Raw genomic sequence first — 17,344 nt, 5'->3', positions numbered from 1 at the left:
GGGTCCACATCTGGTTTCGGCACGGGCCCGAGCGTAGCCCCGTGCCCGGTTGACGGGAAGTCGTGTAGTCCGGTTGTCCGGACATACGCATTGACAGGGTACGGGGTCGGCCCTCACTTTGTTTCCATGCGCATCGGGGTCATCGGTACGGGCCGCATCGGCACCCTTCACGCGAGGACGCTCAGCCGTCACCGCGAGGTCGGGTCCCTGATCCTGACGGACACGGACCCGGCGCGGGCGCAGGCGCTGGCGCACCGGCTGGGCGAGACGGCGGCGCCGGGCGTCGACGAGATCTTCCGGTGGGGCGTGGACGCCGTGGTGATCACCACGGCGACGGCGGCCCACGCCGAGCTGATCGGCCGGGCGGCCCGCTCGGGCCTGCCGGTCTTCTGCGAGAAGCCCATCGCGCTGGACCTGCCGGGCACGCTGCACGCGCTCGCCGAGGTGGAGACGGCCGGCACGGTGCTGCAGATGGGCTTCCAGCGGCGCTTCGACGCGGGCTACGCCGGCGCGCGGGAGGCCGTACGCGCGGGCCGGCTCGGCCGGCTGCACACCGTACGGGCCCTGACCTGCGACCAGGCCCCGCCGCCTGTGGAGTGGCTGCCGCTGTCCGGCGGGCTGTTCCGGGACACGCTGATCCACGACTTCGACGTGCTGCGCTGGGTGACGGGCCGCGAGGTGACCGACGTGTACGCCGCCGGCTCGGACCACGGCCCGGCGATGTTCCGTGAGGCCGGGGACGTCGACACGGGCGCCGCGCTGCTCACGCTGGACGACGGCACCCTGGCCACGGCGACGGCGACCCGGCTGAACGGGGCCGGCTACGACGTCCGCATGGAGCTGGCCGGGGAGCGCGACACGGTGGTGGTGGGCCTGGACGACCGTACGCCCCTCGCGTCCACCGAGCCGACCGGTCCCCCGCCCGCGGACAAGCCGTGGACGGGCTTCCTGGAGCGGTTCGGCCCCGCCTACGAGGCCGAACTGAACGCCTTCGTGGAGGTCGTCCGCGGCGAACGGCCCAACCCCTGCGACGGCCGCGAGGCGCTCCAGGCCCTGCGCGTCGCCGAGGCCTGCGAACGCTCCCGCCGCGAGCGGCGCCCGGTGGCACTGGCGGAGGTGCCGGGCGCAACGGGGGTGCCGTAGGCCCCTCGTCCGCGGCCGGCGCGCCCCGCAGCCCTGCCGACGGGGGGCCACGGCGCCCCGTCACCAGCGGACCGGCAGGCTTCGCACGCCCCGCATGAGCATGCCCGGCAGCCACTCCCCCGGCTCACCGTCCAGGGCGAGGCCGGGAGCGCGGTCCAGGAGCGTGCCGATGGCGATGCCGGCTTCCAGCCGGGCCAGGGGTGCGCCCAGGCAGTAGTGGATGCCGTGGCCGAAGGCGAGGTGGCCCCGGGTGTCGCGGCGGATGTCGAAGCGGTCGGGGTCGGCGAACCGGCGGCCGTCGCGCTGGGCGGCGGTGAGGCCGATCAGCACGTCGTCGCCCCGCCCGATGCTGCTGCCCGCGATCTTCAGCGGCTCGGCGGCGTACCGGTACGTCGCGTTCTCCACCGGCCCTTCCCAGCGCAGCGTCTCCTCCACCGCTCCCTCCAGGAGGGTGCTGTCGGCGCGCAGGGCCGCCAGTTGCGCGGGGTGGGTGAGCAGGGCGAGGACGGCGTTGCCGATGAGGTTGACCGTGGTCTCGTGACCGGCGATGAGCAGCAGGTAGGCCATGCCCCGCAGCTCGTCCATCGAGAGCCGGTCGCCGTCCTCGGCGGTGGTGCGGATCAGATCGCCGAGCAGGTCGCCCGTGGGGCCCGCGCGCCGCTTGTCCTCGATCAGCTCGGTGAGGTACTCGGCGAAGCGGACGGTCGCCGCGCGTTCGGAGTCCGCGTCGGTGGGCGCCACCACCTGCGTGGAGAGCTTCCGGAACTCCGCGCGGTCGATCTCGGGCACCCCGAGCAGCTCGCAGATGACGGTGATCGGCAGCGGGTAGGCGAGGGCGTCGACGAGGTCGGCACGGCCGCGCGGCAGCATGTCGTCCAGCAGGTCGTCGGTGATCCGCTGGATCCGCGGGCGCAGCCGCTCGACCCGGCGCATGGTGAAGGCACGCGCGACCAGGCCCCGCAGACGGGTGTGCTGCGGCGGGTCGGCGACGAGCAGGTACTTGCCGATCAGCTGCTCGTCCAGGGGCACGTAGCCCGTCTTGGCACTGTCCTTGGCCAGCCGGGGGTCGGCGAGGGCGGCCCGCGCCTCCTCGTACCCCACCACCAGCCAGGTCTCCCAGGCTCCGCCCGGCATGGCGAGCCGGACCCGGTGGACGGGACCCCGCTCGCGCAGCCGCGCGTACATCGGGTGCGGGTCCCGGCGGAGCGCCTCGCCGCACTCCGTCAGGTCGATCACTCGTTCCATGTCTCCCCCTGTGGACTGCCCCGAGTCGGACGGCGGCCGGTACCGGGACAACGCGCACGGCACCCGGATCGTGCCCGCCGGCCGCACGGTCGCCCGGCCACTCAGGTCTCGTCGCCGGTGTCGTCCAGCAGTCCCGCGTCATGGGCGAGCAGGGCGATCTGGACCCGGTTGTCCAGGCCGAGCTTGGTGAGGACGCGGGAGACGTGGGCCTTGACGGTGGCCACGCTGAGGAAGAGTTCGCCGGCGATCCGGGCGTTGGCGAGGCCGCGGCCGACGGCGACGGCCACCTCGCGTTCGCGGTCGTTGAGCACGGCGAGACGTGCACGCGCGCGGGTGCGCCGGGCGTCGGCGGCGGTACCGGCCGCGTGCCGCATCAACTGCCGGGTGACGGCGGGCGACAGGACCGGGTCGCCGGCCGCGACCCGGCGCACGGCGTCGACGATCTCGGCGGGCGGGGTGTCCTTCAGCACGAAACCGGCGGCCCCGGCGCGCAGGGCGTGCAGGACCTGTTCGTCGGCGTGGAAGGTGGTGAGCACGACGACGTGCGGCGCGTCCGGCCGCGCGCGCAGCCGTCGTGTCGCGGTGATCCCGTCCACCGCGGGCATCCGGAGGTCCATCAGGACGACGTCCGGCCGGGCCCGCGCCACCGCTTCCTCGGCCTCCGCGCCGTCGGCCGCCTCGCCGACGATCTCGATGTCCCCGGCCCCACCGATCATCAGCGCCAGACCGGCGCGTACGAGGGGGTCGTCGTCCACGAGGAGCAGTCTGATGGGCGTCGCAGTCATGGGGTCACGTAATCACGGGTGCGGAGGCCGGACGGGGGGATCGGCCGGGAGCCGGGGGCACGCGTGCGCGTGCGTACGCCGGTGTACGGCGCCGGGGCCCTCAGCCGCGTGGCCACGGGAGCCACCCCCGCACCGCGAACCCCCCGTCCGGACGCGTGCCGTGCTCCAGGTGCCCGCCGGCCAGCGTGGCCCGCTCCCGCAGGCCGATCAGGCCCTGTCCGGAGCCGGGGACGGGCGGGACCTCGGCGGGCGGGGCGGGGTTGGCGACCGTGATCGTCAGGCCGTCGCCGGGCGTGCCGGTGAGGCGGAGCGTGACCTCGGTGCCGGGGGCGTGCTTGCGGGCGTTGGTCAGGGCCTCCTGGGCGATGCGGTAGGCGGTGCGGCCGGCGGAGGCGGGGACGGCGGCCGGGTCGGCGACACGGTGGTCGAGGGTGACGTTCATGCCGGCCTCGCGGCATTCGGCGACGAGGGCGTCCAGCGCGGTCAGCGTCGGCTGGGGACGCCCGCCGGGCGGCTCCTCGGACTCCCCGGCCCGCAGGACACCGATGATCTCCCGTAGGTCCTGGAGGGCCTCGTGGGCGCTCTCCCGGATCACGCCGGCGGCCCGCGCGATGTCCTCGCGGGGCGCGTCCGGCCGGAACTCCAGGGCGCCCGCATGCACGCTGAGCAGGGTGAGCCGGTGGGCGAGCACGTCGTGCATCTCGCGGGCGATGGCCTCGCGGGCCAGCCGCTGCGCCTGCTCGGCGCGGAGCCGGGCCTCGGTCTCCGCCCGGTGCGCCCGGTCCCTGAGGCTCAGCATCAGCATCCGTTTGGAGCGGACGAACATGCCCCAGCCGGTGACCGACACGGTGAGCAGCGCGGTGAACGCGACGACACCGGCGTAGGGCAGGTCGGGGTCGGGCCGCATCCAGTAGAAGAGCGGGACGAGCGCGAGGTCCACGCCGGCGGTCCAGGCGACGTACCGGAAGGGCCGGTGGACGGCGAGCGTGAACAGGGCGACCATCGCGGCGCCGCCCGAGCTGTTGGACAGCAGGCCGACCGGGATCATGGCGACGGCGAGCCCGACGGGCCATCGGCGGCGCAGCCAGACGGCGCCGCAGGAGAGGACGCCCAGCACCTGGTCGAGTACGGCGAGGGAGTGCGGCAGGCCGGGTTCCTCGTCGAGGCCCTGGGCGGCGGCCAGGCCGAGGAGGACGGCCAGGAGGAAGCAGGAGAAGTCGACGACCCAGTCGCGTGCCGTGCGCCGTGGCCGTCGGCCGGGGACCCCGGCGTCCGGGTCCAGCTCGTGGACGAGGGCGGAGGGGAACAGCCACCGGCGGCCGGTGAACTCCCTGGGCGCCCACACCTGTTCGTCTTCGGTCACGGTCGGCAAATCTACGCATGGACCGGGCCCCGCGGCCGTCCCGGTCGCCGGATCACCGACCGGGCGACCGGGAGCGTCGACCCAAGTCGCACCGCCGTGGACCTTCGGCCACCGCCCGCCGGCGCGGGCGCGGCCTTTCGGCGCCGGGCCTCCGTCCCGCGGCCGATGCGCGGACGGCGGTCGCCCGGCGAGAGTCGTGGGGTGAAACAGGTACTGGAGTTCCTCGGGTTCATCGCCCTGGTGCAGGGCGCGCTGGGCCTGGCGCACGAGTTCACCGACTGGCATGTGGGCCTCGTGCAGCGGATCGGCTTCCTCGAAGGCTACGAGGTCTACGTGAGCGTCGCGCTCCTGCTGCTGGCGTTCGCCCTGTTCGCCGCGGCGCAGAGCGCGGGGCCCGACTGACGTGCCGGGCGCCCGGCACCGGCCCGACTGCGCGAAAACTCCCCGGACTTCACGAGACGTTCGCCAGTGTTGTCATTGACATGCCACCTTCTACGCGCGTCATCATGAGGCCATGAGATTCCCCCCACGGATCACACGCGCCGGCGCCGCGGCCGCCGTCCTGTCCGCCCTCCTCCTCGGCGGCACCGTCACCGCCACCCCGGCGGCCGCCGCGGTCGGCAGCGTCTGCTACGGCGACCTGCCCGCACAGGCGCACGACACGCTCGGCCTGATCGAGCGGGGCGGGCCCTTCCCGTACGCGCAGGACGGCATCGTCTTCCAGAACCGGGAACGCGTCCTGCCCGGCCGGCCGTCCGGTTACTACCACGAGTACACGGTGATCACCCCCGGCTCGCCCACGCGCGGCGCCCGCCGGATCGTCACCGGCGACGAGGACCGGGAGGACTACTACACCTCCGACCACTACGCCACGTTCGACCTCGTCGACTTCGGCTGCTGAGGTCCGGGCCGGGCTCCCCGCCCCGTGTGCTCCCCCCACGGAGGACCCGGAAGCGAGGAGCCCGGCCCGGCGCGCGCGGAGGCGCGGACTACGCCTCCTTGTGGCTGAGCAGGATGTCGACCGCGGCCTGGCCGCCGTCCACGGTGACCTGCGTGGCCACCGGCGCGTACCCCGCGGCGATCACGGTGTACTGCTCACTGGCGAGGTCGGTGAAGGAGTAGCTGCCGTCGACGCTCGTGGTGCGGGTCCCGACGACGTTGCCCGCGGCGTCGATCAGGGTCACCCGGGCGTCCTCCAGTGCCCGTCCGTCCTGGGTGTGCACCGTCCCCCACAGGGTCGCCGCCGTGGACAGCCGGATGTCACAGCGGGTCGTCTCGCCGGAGACGGTGACCGGCACGGCGGCCGGGCGGTGACCGGGCGCGCTGGCGCTGAGCGTGTAGTCCCCGGGCGGCAGGTCGCCGAGCCGGTAGCCGCCGCCCGTACCGGTGGTCGCGGAAGCCGTCACGTCACCGTGCCGGTCCGTGGCCACCACCAGGGCGCCGGGGAGCACCTCCCCGTCCCCGCCGCGCACCGTGCCGGCCACGCCGCCGGGGCTGGGCAGGAGCACGAGGTCGTGGGCGACGGGTGTGCCGTCCAGGCTGAGCGTGGCGACCTGCGGCCGGTACCCGGGCGCCGAGCCGATGAGGACCAGGCTGCCGCGCACGGGAGCGTCCACGGCGTACCGGCCGTCGTCCCCGGAGGTGGTGCGGGCCAGCTGCTGACCCGCCGTGTCCAGCACGGTGATCGCGGTACGGGGCACGGGTACGCCCGCACCGTCCCGCACCTGCCCGCGGATGGCCGCCGCACCGTCCGCGCCGACGGGCGGAAGGGGGGCGGTGGCGGTGGTGCCGACGGCCCCGGGCACGGTCTCGGTGGCCGCCGTGGCTCCGGCGGGGGATTCGGCCCCGGCGGCGGGGGTGGCCTCCGCCCGGACCGGCCCGCCGGCGTCCTCGGCGGACACGTTCGCCTTCTTCCTGGCGCGGAACAGCAGCACGGTGACGAGCACGGCGAAGGCGAAGAAGCCGGCCGACCACCAGTAGGCGACGGTGTAGCTGTGCAGCGCCGCGTTCGCCTTGACCAGGGGGTCGGTCAGGTGGTGCTTCGCGTAGTCGGTGGCCGCGCTGGCGGCCAGGGTGTTCAGCAGGGCCGTACTGATCGAACCGCCCACCTGCTGGGTGGTGTTGACGGCCGCCGAGGCCACGCCCTGGTCGCTCGCCCGCACCCCGAGGGTGGCGTAGCTCATGGCCGCGGGCATCGACATTCCGAGACCCGCGCCCAGCAGCAGCAGCGGCGGCAGCACGTGCGGCGCGTAGCTGCTGTGCAGGTCGAGGCGGGTCAGCCAGACCATGCCGCCCACGGCCAGCAGCATCCCGACGGGTACGACGACCTTGGGCCCGATCCTCGGCACCAGCCAGTTGGTGGACAGCTGCGCCATCACCATCAGCGCGCCCACCATCGGCAGGAAGGCCACGCCGTTCTTCACCGGCGAGTAGCCCAGCGTCGCCTGGAGGTAGTAGGTGAGGAAGAGGAAGACGCCGAACATCCCGGCCGAGGAGATCAGCACGGTCGACAGGGCGGCGGCGCGGTCGCGGTCCGCCAGGACGCGCAGGGGCAGGACGGGGTGCTTCGCACGGGCCTGCCAGAGGAAGAACGCCACCAGCAGAAGACCGCCCGCGGCGAGGAAGCCCCAGGTCATCCAGTTGTCCCAGTCGTGCGTCTCGGCGTTGGCGAAGCCGTAGACGACACCGAACAGGCCGCCGGAGACCAGGGCGGCGCCGAGGATGTCCAGCTTGGGCCGCTCGGCCGGGACGGAACGGCCGATGAGGACGACCGCGCCGATCAGCGCGGGGATCGCGATGACGTCGTTGACGTAGAGCGTCCAGCGCCAGTTGAGGTACTCGGTCAGCAGACCGCCGAGGACCAGGCCGACGGCGGCGCCGGAGCCGGCGATGGCGCCGAATATGCCGAACGCCTTCGCGCGTTCCTTGGCTTCGGTGAACGTCGTGGTCAGCAGGGAGAGCGCCGCGGGGGCGAGCAGGGCGCCGAACAGCCCCTGCACGGCGCGCGCGACGACCAGCATGGTGAAGCCGTTCGCCGCGCCGCCGACCGCGGAGGCGGCGGCGAAACCGGCGATGCCGATGATGAAGGTCGTCTTGCGGCCGAAGAGGTCGGCGAGCCGGCCGCCGAGCAGCAGCAGACTGCCGAAGGCCAGGGAGTAGGCGGTGACGATCCACTGCCGTCCGTTGTTGTCGAAGCCCAGGTCCTGCTGGGCGGACGGCAGCGCGATGTTCACGATCGTGGCGTCGAGCACGACCATGAGCTGGGCGAGGCCGATCACGGCCAGTGCCCACCACCGGTGCTTGGGCGGGGCGTGGGTCTGGCCGGACGGCCCGGCCTGGACGGTGGCGACCGGGATGGCTTCCACGATGGAACTCCCTCAGGGGGCTTGGATTGCTCGGTTGTGCGTCAGCGCCGGCAGGACGACCGTGTCCCCGCCGCCATCGGTCCGAAACAGTTTCGTACTGCAAAGGTAGGCAATCCCGCAGCGAAACTCAAAGGTTTCGATGGCCCTCCGGGCGATGTGCGGCAGGTCACGGACCGGGGCGCGCGGGGCCCCGGTCAGCCCGCCGCCCGGCGCCCCCAGGCCGTCCCGGCGAGCACCAGCGCGCCGCCCGCCAGGCCGAGCGCGCCGAGCCGGTCGCCGCCGAGCGCGATACCGGCGCCGGCGGCCCACAGCGGTTCGGTGCCGAGCAGCAGGCTGACCCGGGAGGCGGAGGTGCGGCGGACGGCCCACATCTGCACGAAGAACGCGAACACCGTGCACAGGGCCGACAGGAACAGCAGCGCCGCCCACTCCCGCGCGCCGAAGCCGGTCGCGGCCGTCCACGGCGCCGGTCCGCCGCCGGCGGCCGACAGCAGGGCGAAGACGGCGACCGCGGAGCCGAGCTGGACCGCCGTCAGCGGCAGCGCGCCGGCGCCCCGTACGGCCTTGCTCCGGGACATGGCCAGGACGTGCACGGTGCGGGCGCACGCGGCGAGCAGCATCAGCAGGTCGCCGAGGGAGGGCCGGGTGAAACCCGCGCCCTGGGTGAGCAGGACGACACCCAGTACCGACAGGGCCGCCGCGCCGAGGAAGGACGGCGTGGGCCGGGTGCGGGTGACGGCGGCCTCGGCGAGCGGGGTGAGGATCATGGTGAGGCTGATGATCAGACCGGCGTTGGTCGCCGAGGTGTGCACCACCCCGTACGTCTCCAGCAGGAAGATCCCGGCGAGGATCAGCCCGAGCAGGGCCGCGCCGCGCCACTGGGCGCCGGTGAGCGCGCGCAGGGAGCGGCGGCCGGCGACGGCCAGGGCGGGCAGGGCGAGGGCGAACCGCAGCACGAGGACGGCGAGCACCGTCCGGGCGGTGGTGATCTCCTTCGCCGCCAGGTAGCTGGCGCCCCAGCAGACCGCGACGAGCAGCACGGGCAGGTCGGTGTGCCAGGTCCGGCGGGGCGCGAGCGCGGCGGGCACGGCGAGCGAGGACATGGGGGTGCGGCCCTCCTGGTCTCCGGGAAGGGGTGCGGAGACTTCGGCGGCTCGCACGGGGGCGCGCTCACGCTACCGGCCGCGACGATCCCCGGCCAGGACGAGGACGCCTCCACCGACAGGGGCCGGGCGCCCACGCGCTCCGGCGCCGCCCGGCTCGCCGCGGGGAGTCCGGCTCAGCCGGCGTGCGTGGAGAACAGTCCGCCGGTCGGGCCCTGCTTGTCGCCGCCCTGGGCCTTCTTCAGGGCGTTGGCGAGGCTCTCGATGGTGAGGGACTGGAGGATCACCCGGCCGTTGCCCTCCAGCGTGGCCAGGGACAGGCCCTCGCCGCCGAACACGGCGTTCATCAGGCCCTGGCGGTTGAGGCCGCCGACGCGCTGGACGCCGTACTGGATGCCCTCCTCGAAGGCGACCACACAGCCGGTGTCGACCTCGATCCGGCCGCCGAAGTCCGCGGGGTTGAGGTCGATGAAGTTGCCCGCGCCCGCGATGATCACCGTGCCGTGTCCGGTGAACTTCTCCAGGACGAAGCCCTCGCCGCCGCTCATGCCGGTGCGGCCGCCGGCGAAGGCGATGCCGAAGTCGACGGTGGACTCGGCGGCCACGAAGGCGTCCTTCTCGGCGAACCACGCGCGCGTTCCGTCCAGCTCCAGGGCGCGCATCTCGCCGGGGAGCACGCCCGCGAAACCGACCGTGCCCTCGCCGCCCTGGGCGGTGAAGTACTGGAAGGCCAGCGACTCACCGGCGAGCATGCGCTGGCCGACCTGCATGGCGGTGCCCATGGCCTGGCGGAGCAGACCGCCCATGCCGCCGCCCGGACCGCCCTGCTGCTGTCCGCCGCTGCCGGACGGGCCGGACAGCCGCGTCTCCATGGTCACGTTGGTGGTCTTGAACAGGAACTTCCCGGCTTCGCAGTACACGGTCTGGCCGGGGTGCAGGTTGACGACCGCCATCTGCATGGCGTTGCCGACGATCTCTTGCTTAAGGGTCACGTGGAAGGAACGCGAAAGCGGGAGGAAAGAGTTCCGGCAGCCCGGAACGAGGCTCCGCGCGGGTGACGCGCGGGGCGCCCCGGTGCTGTCCGGCCGGGGCGCTCCGCGCGCGTGGGCGGGCGCCGGGTCAGCCGCCCAGTTCCTGGTGGCGGGCGGCGAGGCCGTTCGCGCCCTGCTCGGTCAGGGAGCCGAACAGGCGCAGGCGGGAGATGCCGCCGTCGGGGAAGATGTCGATCCGCGCGTGGGTGCCGACTGCCGGCTCGGGCAGGACGAAGCGGTGGCCGGTGTCGGGCTGGAGGCGGGTGCGGGGCAGGATCTCCCGCCACGCGCCGTCCTCCCCGTCCTTGACGGACACCGAGGCCCAGCCGGCGCTGTTGCCCTTCAGGCAGGCCGTGTCGATCTCGACGGCGCGGATCCGGGACTGGGCGACGAGCCGGTAGCGGATCCAGTCGTTGCCCTGGTCGCGGCGGCGGCGCGTCTCCCAGCCGTCGTCCATCTTGCGGGAGCGGCCCGGCTGGATGGTGTTGGTGGCCGGGGAGTAGAAGAGGTCGGAGGCGTCCTCGACCCGACCGCCGTTCTCCAGGGCGACCACGTCGAACGTGCCGAGGGCCGCCAGCCACCCGGGGTCCGGGACGATCTCGCCGTACACGCGCAGGCGGGCGATGCCGCCGTCGGGGTGCTGGTTGATCCGCAGGTGTGTGAAGCGCTGCTCGGCGGTGACCTCGAAGCCGTTGGCCGCGTGGCCGCCGACGGCGGTGCGCGGGACGACCGTCGTCCACTTCACGTCGTCGCCCAGGAGTTCCTCCGGGGACGGGGAGCCGGGTACGGACGTGGCCTCGACCGAGACGGCCTGCGGGTAGTTGCCGCGGAAGTGGGCGGTGTCGACGACGATCCCGCGGATCACCCCCGGGGCGCCGAGGCGGACCAGCGCCCAGTCGTGGTCCTCGGCGGTGGGCCACGGGTGCCCGGCGGAGGCGCCGCGGCGGCGGCGGGTCTCCCAGCCGTCCATGATCTTGCCCTTGTGCCCGAAGTGCTCGGGGTCGAACTCCGCCCGCCCGGGCACCAGCAGGTTCTCGCGCTCGGCGAAGAACTCGTCGTTGGCGGCGATGACACCGGCGCCGAGCCGCCGGTCGGCGAGGTCGGCGTACCGGGTGAAGGGGAAGTCGGCGGTGCGGTAGTCCGCGTACGGGTCGCCGCCTCCGTAGGGGTTCGCGTCGCCGGTGAAGCTCTCAATCGCCGTCACGGTGATCAGTGGGTCCTCTCTGGGAGTCGGCCGGGTGCGGTTGCGGTGGTGGCTCACTGGGGGCGGGCGAGCAGCGTGCCCTTCGGGGCGGTGAACTCGCCGTCGGCGACGATGCGTTCGCCGCGCAGCCAGGTGGACTTGACGACGCCGTACAGGGTCCTGCCGGCGTAGGCGGTGACCCGGTTGCGGTGCTGGAGGCCGGCCGGGTCGACGGTGAAGGTCTCGTCGGGGGCGAGGACGGCGAAGTCGGCGTCGTGGCCCGGGGCGATGGAGCCCTTGGAGGCGCCGAGGCCGACGAGGCCGGCGGTCCTGGTGGACATCCAGCGCACGACGTCCTCCAGGCCGTGACCGCGCTCGCGGGCCGCGGTCCAGACGGCGGACAGGCTGAGCTGGAGGCCGGAGATGCCGCCCCACGCGGTGGCGAAGTCGTCCGTCTTCAGGTCGGCGGTGGAGGGCGAGTGGTCGGTGACCACGCAGTCGATGGTGCCGTCGGCGAGCGCCTCCCAGAGCAGGTCCTGGTTGGCGGCCTCGCGGATGGGCGGGCAGCACTTGAACTCGCTGGCGCCGTCCGGGACCTCCTCGGCGGTCAGGGTGAGGTAGTGCGGGCAGGTCTCCACGGTGACACGGACGCCCTCGGCGCGGGCGGCGCGGATCAGCGGCAGGGCGTCGCCGGAGGACAGGTGCAGCACGTGCACGCGTGCGTTCAGGCGCCGGGCCTGCGCGATGAGGTTCGCGATGGCGGTGTCCTCGGCGTCGCGCGGCCGGGAGGCGAGGAAGTCGGCGTACTTCCGGCCGCCCCGCTGCGGCGCCGCGGCCAGGTGGTGCGGGTCCTCGGCGTGCACGATGAGCAGCCCGTCGAAAGCGGCGACCTCGGCCAGGGACCGGGCGAGCTGTTCCTGGTCGAGGTGCGGGAACTCGTCCACGCCGGAGGGGGACAGGAAGGCCTTGAAGCCGAAGACGCCGGCCTCGTGCAGCGGACGCAGGTCCTTGACGTTGTCGGGCAGGGCGCCGCCCCAGAAACCGACGTCGATGTGCGCCTTGTCCCGGGCGACGTCCTGTTTGGTCCGCAGGTGCCCGACCGTGGTGGTCGGGGGCAGGGAGTTGAGCGGCATGTCGATCAGGGTGGTGATGCCGCCGGCCGCCGCCGCGCGGGTCGCGGTCCAGAAGCCCTCCCACTCGGTGCGGCCCGGGTCGTTGACGTGCACATGGGTGTCGACCAGGCCGGGCAGCAGGACGTGGTCGCCGACGTCCTCCAGCCGGGCGCCTGGCGGGACCTCGGCGTCGTACGGCAGGACGGCCGTGATCGTCCCGGCGGACACGGTCACCGTGGCGGCCCGTGTCCCCTCCGGAGTGATCACGCGCGTGGAGCGCAGCACCAGTTCAGCGTCGGACACCCGAACCCCTCTCTCTCCCGCCGTTTTACGTCCAGGAAACGGGATTTACACCCACGTAACGGACTTCAACGTTCTGTTGAAGGAGTCTTCACCCACGCTTCCCCGTCGTCAAGAGGCACACTTTTGGGCAGCATCGAAGCGTCGCCGGGTCTGGACGTTTCCACAAAGCGGAATTAGAATTCCAGTAAGCAGAACGTAGCTACGTACAAGCAGGGAGTCAACCGACTGCCGGGTAGGCTTCTGCTCTCCCCGCCAGTCCCGAAAGGAACGCGCCGTGCCGACGTCCAGCGCCAGCACCACCGACTCCGCCAAGCCCTCCGCCGCCGGCGGTGTGCAGTCCCTGGAGCGCGCCTTCGACCTGCTCGAGCGGATGGCGGACGCGGGCGGCGAGGTGGGGCTGAGCGAGCTGTCCGCTGCGAGCGGGCTGCCGCTGCCGACCATCCACCGGCTGATGCGCACGCTGGTCGCCTGCGGCTACGTCCGCCAGCAGACCAACCGGCGCTACGCCCTCGGGCCCCGGCTGATCCGTCTCGGCGAGTCCGCCTCCCGGCTGCTCGGCACCTGGGCGCGGCCGTACCTGGCCCGGCTGGTGGAGGAGACCGGCGAGACCGCGAACATGGCGCTGCTCGACGGGGACGAGATCGTGTACGTGGCCCAGGTGCCGTCGAAGCACTCGATGCGGATGTTCACGGAGGTCGGCCGGCGGGTGCTGCCGCACTCGACCGGTGTGGGCAAGGCGCTGCTGGCCGGGGTGCCGGACGACGAGGTGCGGGCGCTGCTGGCCCGGACGGGCATGCCGGCCGCCACGGAGAAGACCATCACCACGCCGGAGGGGTTCCTGGCGGCGCTGGAGGAGGTGCGCGCTCTGGGCTACGCCGTGGACGACAACGAGCAGGAGGTCGGGGTGCGGTGCCTCGCGGTGTCCGTGCCGGACTCCCCCACGGCGGCCGCCATCTCCATCTCCGGACCGGCGGGACGGGTCACGGAAGCGGCCACGGAGAAGATCGTGCCGGTGCTCCAGCAGATCGCCGGTGAACTGTCGACGGCACTGGCCAGCCAGAACCAGGGCTGACCCCGGGACGCCGGAAGCCGATTCGCACGGGCACCGCCCTCCCGGGCGGTACCGGCTGAGTACCCGTACTCATGCGCCGCCCCCGCCCGCCCGGGCAGGGTCGACGGCATGGACCTCCCCGTCGCCCCGCCCGCCTTCGACGCCACCACCGGCCCCGGGCCCCGCCGCCGTGCCGACCGCGGTGCCGACGTCGGAGCCGGGTGCGGGCTGGTGTTCCTGGAGCTGGTCGCCCTGGTGGTGATCTTCGGGCTGTGGGCGCTGTCGGGATGGACCTTCGACACGGCGGAGACCGTCACGACCGATCCGCTGTGGAACTACCTGGCCGCCGCCGGCGGGGTCGGCGCCCTCGCTCTCGTGGCGGGTCTGGTCGCCGCGCGGGCCGGTGCCGTCGTCACGGTGGTCAGCCAGGCCGTCATGGCCGTCCTGGTCTGCCTCCTCGTCTTCGGCGGGGCCGCCGCGCAGTCCCACGAGGACCAGCGCTGCCGTGACCTGCCGACGGCGTCGGGCTGCCGGGGCGCCGAACATCCGTAGCGGACGGCTGGGGCCTCTCGTCCAGATCATGCCGGGCTCGCGGGCCCTGGTGCCTGACCCGGCCTGATCCAGACGAAAGACCCTAAGGCCTCTCGTCCGGATCAGGCCGGCGTGGCGGGGCCCAGTCGCGGGGCGGTTCGCCGAACAGGTCCACGGCGTCGCGCACCTGGGACAGTCCCCTGGCCAGCGCGCTCATCGAGCCGATCGCGCCGGCGACGAGCAACAGGGAGCTGCGCAGGCGGGGGATCTCCGGCAGACCGCCGGCGGCCATCGCGGCCAGCGCCGCGAGTTCGTCCTCGGCTATCACCCGGTCGGGGAAGTCCGCGGGCACCGCGGCCAGTTCGCGGCGCAGACGGGCCACCGCGGTCCGCAGTTCCGCCACCCTCGGGTCCTCGTCGCTGCCGGTCACTGGCCTCTGCCCCAAGCTCCGCAACACAGCCCTCCCCCCTGACACGCCGTCGTGCGCGGGTCAGTAAACGCCACCGCGTGCGGGAGCGCCACAGGGCGGGCCGAAATTCAGCCCCACGGAAGCGGCACCGGAAAACCGGCCGAATCCACGGCCGTCGGGGTATGCAGGACCCATGACGGACAACCAGGATCTCCAGGGGGACGTCGCGGGTCTGCTGCTCGCCGCCGGCGGTGGCAGACGGCTCGGCGGACGCCCCAAGGCACTGCTCCCGCACCGGGGCCGGCCCCTCGTCGAGCACGCGGTCGGGGTGCTGCGCGCGGCCGGGTGCGGGCGGATCCACGTGGTGCTGGGCGCCGCGGCGGACGAGGTGCGGGACCGCGCCCGGCTCGACGGCTGTGTGCTGGTGGACAACCCGGACTGGGCCGCGGGCATGGGCTCCTCGCTGCGCGCGGGACTCGCCTCCCTCGCCGGCACGGGCGTCCGCGCGGCCCTGGTGAGCCTGGTCGACCAGCCCGGCATCGGCCCGGCGGCGACGGCGCGGGTGCTCGCCGCCCGGCACGACGAGACGTCCCTGGTCTCGGCCGCCTACGCGGGGGTACGCGGGCACCCGGTGCTGTTCGGTGCGGCGCACTGGGCGGGCATCGCGGAGACGGCCACCGGGGACCGCGGGGCGCGGGCGTACCTGAAGGCGCACGAGCGGGAGGTCCGGCTCGTGGAGTGCGGGGACGTCGCCGAGCCGTACGACATCGACACGGAGGCCGACCTCAGCCACCTGCGGTGACCGGGGTGACACCGGGCGCCGCCTTGCCTCGACCCGAAGAATCTCGACATCAACAAACCATTGAACTTCCACGATGAGGAAACTAGTATCCACTGACCAGAAGCGCCTGTCCGCACATCCGGCGCTCACCGTCCTGCTCGTGCCCCTTGGCACCAGGTGCCACCGCTGAAGGAAGTGACAGCTCATGTCCGCACCAGCGCCGTCCCCGCTGGCCATCGTCGACGCCGAGCCCCTGCCCCGGCAGGAGGAGGTCCTCACGGACGCGGCGCTCGCCTTCGTGGCGGAGCTGCACCGGCGGTTCACCCCGCGCCGTGACGAACTCCTGGCCCGCCGGGCCGAGCGCCGCGCCGAGATCGCCCGCACCTCCACGCTCGACTTCCTGCCGGAGACGGCCCCGGTCCGCGCGGACGACTCCTGGAAGGTCGCCCCGGCCCCGCCCGCGCTGAACGACCGGCGCGTCGAGATCACCGGCCCCACCGACCGCAAGATGACCATCAACGCGCTCAACTCGGGCGCGAAGGTCTGGCTCGCCGACTTCGAGGACGCCTCCGCCCCCACCTGGGAGAACGTGGTCCTCGGCCAGCTCAACCTGATCGACGCCTACACCCGGAACATCGACTTCACCGACGAGCGCACCGGCAAGTCGTACGCCCTGCGGCCGAACGAGGAACTGGCGACCGTCGTCATGCGCCCGCGCGGCTGGCACCTGGACGAGCGGCACCTGACCGACGCCGACGGCCGTGCCGTCCCCGGCGCCCTCGTCGACTTCGGGCTGTACTTCTTCCACAACGCGCGGCGGCTGCTCGACCTCGGCAAGGGCCCCTACTTCTACCTGCCGAAGACCGAGTCGCACCTCGAAGCCCGGCTCTGGAACGACGTGTTCGTCTTCGCGCAGGACCACGTGGGCGTCCCGCAGGGCACCGTCCGCGCGACCGTGCTGATCGAGACCATCACGGCGGCCTACGAGATGGAGGAGATCCTCTACGAACTGCGCGACCACGCCTCCGGACTGAACGCCGGCCGCTGGGACTACCTGTTCTCCATCGTCAAGAACTTCCGTGACGGCGGCGCGAAGTTCGTCCTTCCGGACCGCAACGCGGTGACCATGACGGCCCCGTTCATGCGGGCGTACACCGAACTCCTCGTCCGCACCTGCCACAAGCGCGGCGCGCACGCCATCGGCGGCATGGCGGCCTTCATCCCGTCCCGCAAGGACGCCGAGGTCAACAAGGTCGCCTTCGAGAAGGTCCGGGCCGACAAGGACCGCGAGGCGAACGACGGCTTCGACGGCTCCTGGGTCGCCCACCCCGACCTGGTCCCGATCGCCATGGAGTCCTTCGACAAGGTCCTCGGCGACAAGCCGAACCAGAAGGACCGCCTCCGCGAGGACGTCCACGTCGAGGCGGCCGACCTGATCGCCGTCGACTCGCTCGACGCGAAGCCGACGTACGCCGGGCTGGTCAACGCCGTCCAGGTCGGCATCCGGTACATCGAGGCCTGGCTGCGCGGGCTCGGCGCGGTCGCCATCTTCAACCTGATGGAGGACGCGGCCACGGCCGAGATCTCCCGCTCGCAGATCTGGCAGTGGATCAACGCGGGCGTCGAGTTCGAGAACGGCGAGAAGGCCACGCCGGAGCTGGCCCGCAAGATCGCCGCCGAGGAGCTGGACGCCATCCGTGAGGAGACCGGCGAGGAGGCCTTCGCCGCCGGTCACTGGCAGGAGGCGCACGACCTGCTGCTGAAGGTGGCCCTGGACGAGGACTACGCCGACTTCCTCACCCTGCCGGCGTACCGGCAGCTGCGCGGCTGACGCCGAGCCCGCCGGGGGGGGGCCGGGGCCGGCCGGCGCGCGCCCCCCGGGGCGACGGAAACCCCGAGGAACAAAGACCAGAAACAAAAAAACGGGAGGGCGGGACGT

The 17,344-nt window shown here is 73.3% G+C and carries 16 protein-coding genes; 7 read left to right on the top strand and 9 right to left on the bottom strand.

Annotated features, from left to right (window positions below; all coding sequences use genetic code 11):
- The first annotated feature begins 126 nt into the window (after positions 1–126).
- Positions 127–1,143: a Gfo/Idh/MocA family oxidoreductase gene (locus tag AB0946_RS29625; RefSeq protein WP_366763729.1), complete on the top strand. Its 1,017-nt coding sequence runs from the start codon at positions 127–129 to the stop codon at positions 1,141–1,143.
- Positions 1,144–1,203: 60 nt separating this feature from the next.
- On the opposite strand, the gene AB0946_RS29620 is transcribed toward AB0946_RS29625, so the two are convergent.
- The 3 genes from AB0946_RS29620 to AB0946_RS29610 all read right to left on the bottom strand — a co-directional run bounded on the left by AB0946_RS29620 (position 1,204) and on the right by AB0946_RS29610 (position 4,545).
- Positions 1,204–2,388, bottom strand: a complete 1,185-nt coding sequence (locus AB0946_RS29620; RefSeq protein ID WP_366763728.1) for a cytochrome P450 — start codon at positions 2,386–2,388, stop codon at positions 1,204–1,206.
- A 101-nt stretch (positions 2,389–2,489) separates the two neighbouring features.
- Positions 2,490–3,173 (bottom strand): response regulator transcription factor, encoded by a 684-nt coding sequence (locus tag AB0946_RS29615; RefSeq protein ID WP_366763727.1) that lies wholly within the window; start codon positions 3,171–3,173, stop codon positions 2,490–2,492.
- Positions 3,174–3,273: 100 nt separating this feature from the next.
- Complete coding sequence (locus tag AB0946_RS29610) at positions 3,274–4,545, bottom strand: histidine kinase (RefSeq protein ID WP_366763726.1); 1,272 nt, start codon at positions 4,543–4,545, stop codon at positions 3,274–3,276.
- Positions 4,546–4,737: 192 nt separating this feature from the next.
- On the opposite strand from AB0946_RS29610, the gene AB0946_RS29605 reads away from it, so the two are divergent.
- A complete protein-coding gene (locus AB0946_RS29605; RefSeq protein WP_366763725.1) occupies positions 4,738–4,938 on the top strand; it encodes a hypothetical protein in 201 nt (66 codons plus the stop codon).
- A gap of 112 nt (positions 4,939–5,050) precedes the next feature.
- Entirely contained in the window at positions 5,051–5,437 is a 387-nt protein-coding gene (locus tag AB0946_RS29600; protein ID WP_366763724.1) for a ribonuclease domain-containing protein, read from the top strand.
- Between the two features lie 88 nt (positions 5,438–5,525).
- Here the strand turns inward: AB0946_RS29600 and AB0946_RS29595 are convergent, their stop codons facing one another.
- The 5 genes from AB0946_RS29595 to allB form a co-directional block, all read right to left on the bottom strand.
- A complete protein-coding gene (locus AB0946_RS29595) occupies positions 5,526–7,901 on the bottom strand; it encodes an MFS transporter (RefSeq protein ID WP_366763723.1) in 2,376 nt (791 codons plus the stop codon).
- Positions 7,902–8,095: 194 nt separating this feature from the next.
- The gene (locus AB0946_RS29590) at positions 8,096–9,004 is read right to left on the bottom strand and encodes a DMT family transporter (RefSeq protein WP_366763722.1); all 909 of its coding nucleotides are present in this window, start codon (positions 9,002–9,004) and stop codon (positions 8,096–8,098) included.
- A gap of 176 nt (positions 9,005–9,180) precedes the next feature.
- The gene (locus AB0946_RS29585) at positions 9,181–9,996 is read right to left on the bottom strand and encodes an AIM24 family protein (RefSeq protein WP_366763721.1); all 816 of its coding nucleotides are present in this window, start codon (positions 9,994–9,996) and stop codon (positions 9,181–9,183) included.
- A 127-nt stretch (positions 9,997–10,123) separates the two neighbouring features.
- A complete protein-coding gene (gene alc, locus AB0946_RS29580) occupies positions 10,124–11,239 on the bottom strand; it encodes an allantoicase (RefSeq protein WP_366763720.1) in 1,116 nt (371 codons plus the stop codon).
- 53 nt (positions 11,240–11,292) lie between these two features.
- The gene (allB, locus tag AB0946_RS29575) at positions 11,293–12,633 is read right to left on the bottom strand and encodes an allantoinase AllB (protein ID WP_366763719.1); all 1,341 of its coding nucleotides are present in this window, start codon (positions 12,631–12,633) and stop codon (positions 11,293–11,295) included.
- Between the two features lie 274 nt (positions 12,634–12,907).
- On the opposite strand from allB, the gene AB0946_RS29570 reads away from it, so the two are divergent.
- Together AB0946_RS29570 and AB0946_RS29565 are read left to right on the top strand one after the other, a co-directional pair.
- Positions 12,908–13,705 carry an IclR family transcriptional regulator gene (locus AB0946_RS29570; RefSeq protein ID WP_366763718.1) on the top strand — a complete coding sequence of 266 codons (798 nt, stop codon included), beginning with the start codon at positions 12,908–12,910 and terminating at the stop codon, positions 13,703–13,705.
- A gap of 108 nt (positions 13,706–13,813) precedes the next feature.
- Positions 13,814–14,236, top strand: a complete 423-nt coding sequence (locus tag AB0946_RS29565) for a DUF6234 family protein (protein ID WP_366763717.1) — start codon at positions 13,814–13,816, stop codon at positions 14,234–14,236.
- A gap of 82 nt (positions 14,237–14,318) precedes the next feature.
- Here AB0946_RS29565 and AB0946_RS29560 read toward each other — a convergent pair whose 3' ends face one another.
- Positions 14,319–14,672, bottom strand: coding sequence for a DUF5955 family protein (locus AB0946_RS29560; protein ID WP_366763716.1), 354 nt, complete (start codon positions 14,670–14,672; stop codon positions 14,319–14,321).
- Positions 14,673–14,817: 145 nt separating this feature from the next.
- Between AB0946_RS29560 and AB0946_RS29555 the strand changes: the two genes are divergently transcribed.
- Together AB0946_RS29555 and aceB are read left to right on the top strand one after the other, a co-directional pair.
- Positions 14,818–15,426 (top strand): nucleotidyltransferase family protein, encoded by a 609-nt coding sequence (locus AB0946_RS29555; RefSeq protein WP_366763715.1) that lies wholly within the window; start codon positions 14,818–14,820, stop codon positions 15,424–15,426.
- Between the two features lie 184 nt (positions 15,427–15,610).
- Positions 15,611–17,236 (top strand): malate synthase A, encoded by a 1,626-nt coding sequence (aceB, locus tag AB0946_RS29550; protein WP_366763714.1) that lies wholly within the window; start codon positions 15,611–15,613, stop codon positions 17,234–17,236.
- Positions 17,237–17,344 lie beyond the last annotated feature (108 nt).

It is taken from the genome of Streptomyces sp. NPDC046870 (genome assembly GCF_040704595.1).
Classification (GTDB): domain Bacteria; phylum Actinomycetota; class Actinomycetes; order Streptomycetales; family Streptomycetaceae; genus Streptomyces; species Streptomyces argyrophylli.
The sequence above is the reverse complement of the archived record's forward strand: the minus strand, read 5'-3'. Positions and strand labels throughout refer to the sequence as shown.

What these genes read in the sequence shown, in the direction of transcription:
- AB0946_RS29620 (WP_366763728.1), bottom strand. Translation starts at nt 2,388, where the DNA reads ATGGAACGAGTGATCGACCTGACGGAGTGCGGCGAGGCGCTCCGCCGG.
- AB0946_RS29615 (WP_366763727.1), bottom strand. Translation starts at nt 3,173, where the DNA reads ATGACTGCGACGCCCATCAGACTGCTCCTCGTGGACGACGACCCCCTC.
- AB0946_RS29565 (WP_366763717.1), top strand. Translation starts at nt 13,814, where the DNA reads ATGGACCTCCCCGTCGCCCCGCCCGCCTTCGACGCCACCACCGGCCCC.
- AB0946_RS29590 (WP_366763722.1), bottom strand. Translation starts at nt 9,004, where the DNA reads ATGTCCTCGCTCGCCGTGCCCGCCGCGCTCGCGCCCCGCCGGACCTGG.
- AB0946_RS29555 (WP_366763715.1), top strand. Translation starts at nt 14,818, where the DNA reads ATGACGGACAACCAGGATCTCCAGGGGGACGTCGCGGGTCTGCTGCTC.
- AB0946_RS29600 (WP_366763724.1), top strand. Translation starts at nt 5,051, where the DNA reads ATGAGATTCCCCCCACGGATCACACGCGCCGGCGCCGCGGCCGCCGTC.
- aceB (WP_366763714.1), top strand. Translation starts at nt 15,611, where the DNA reads ATGTCCGCACCAGCGCCGTCCCCGCTGGCCATCGTCGACGCCGAGCCC.
- AB0946_RS29625 (WP_366763729.1), top strand. Translation starts at nt 127, where the DNA reads ATGCGCATCGGGGTCATCGGTACGGGCCGCATCGGCACCCTTCACGCG.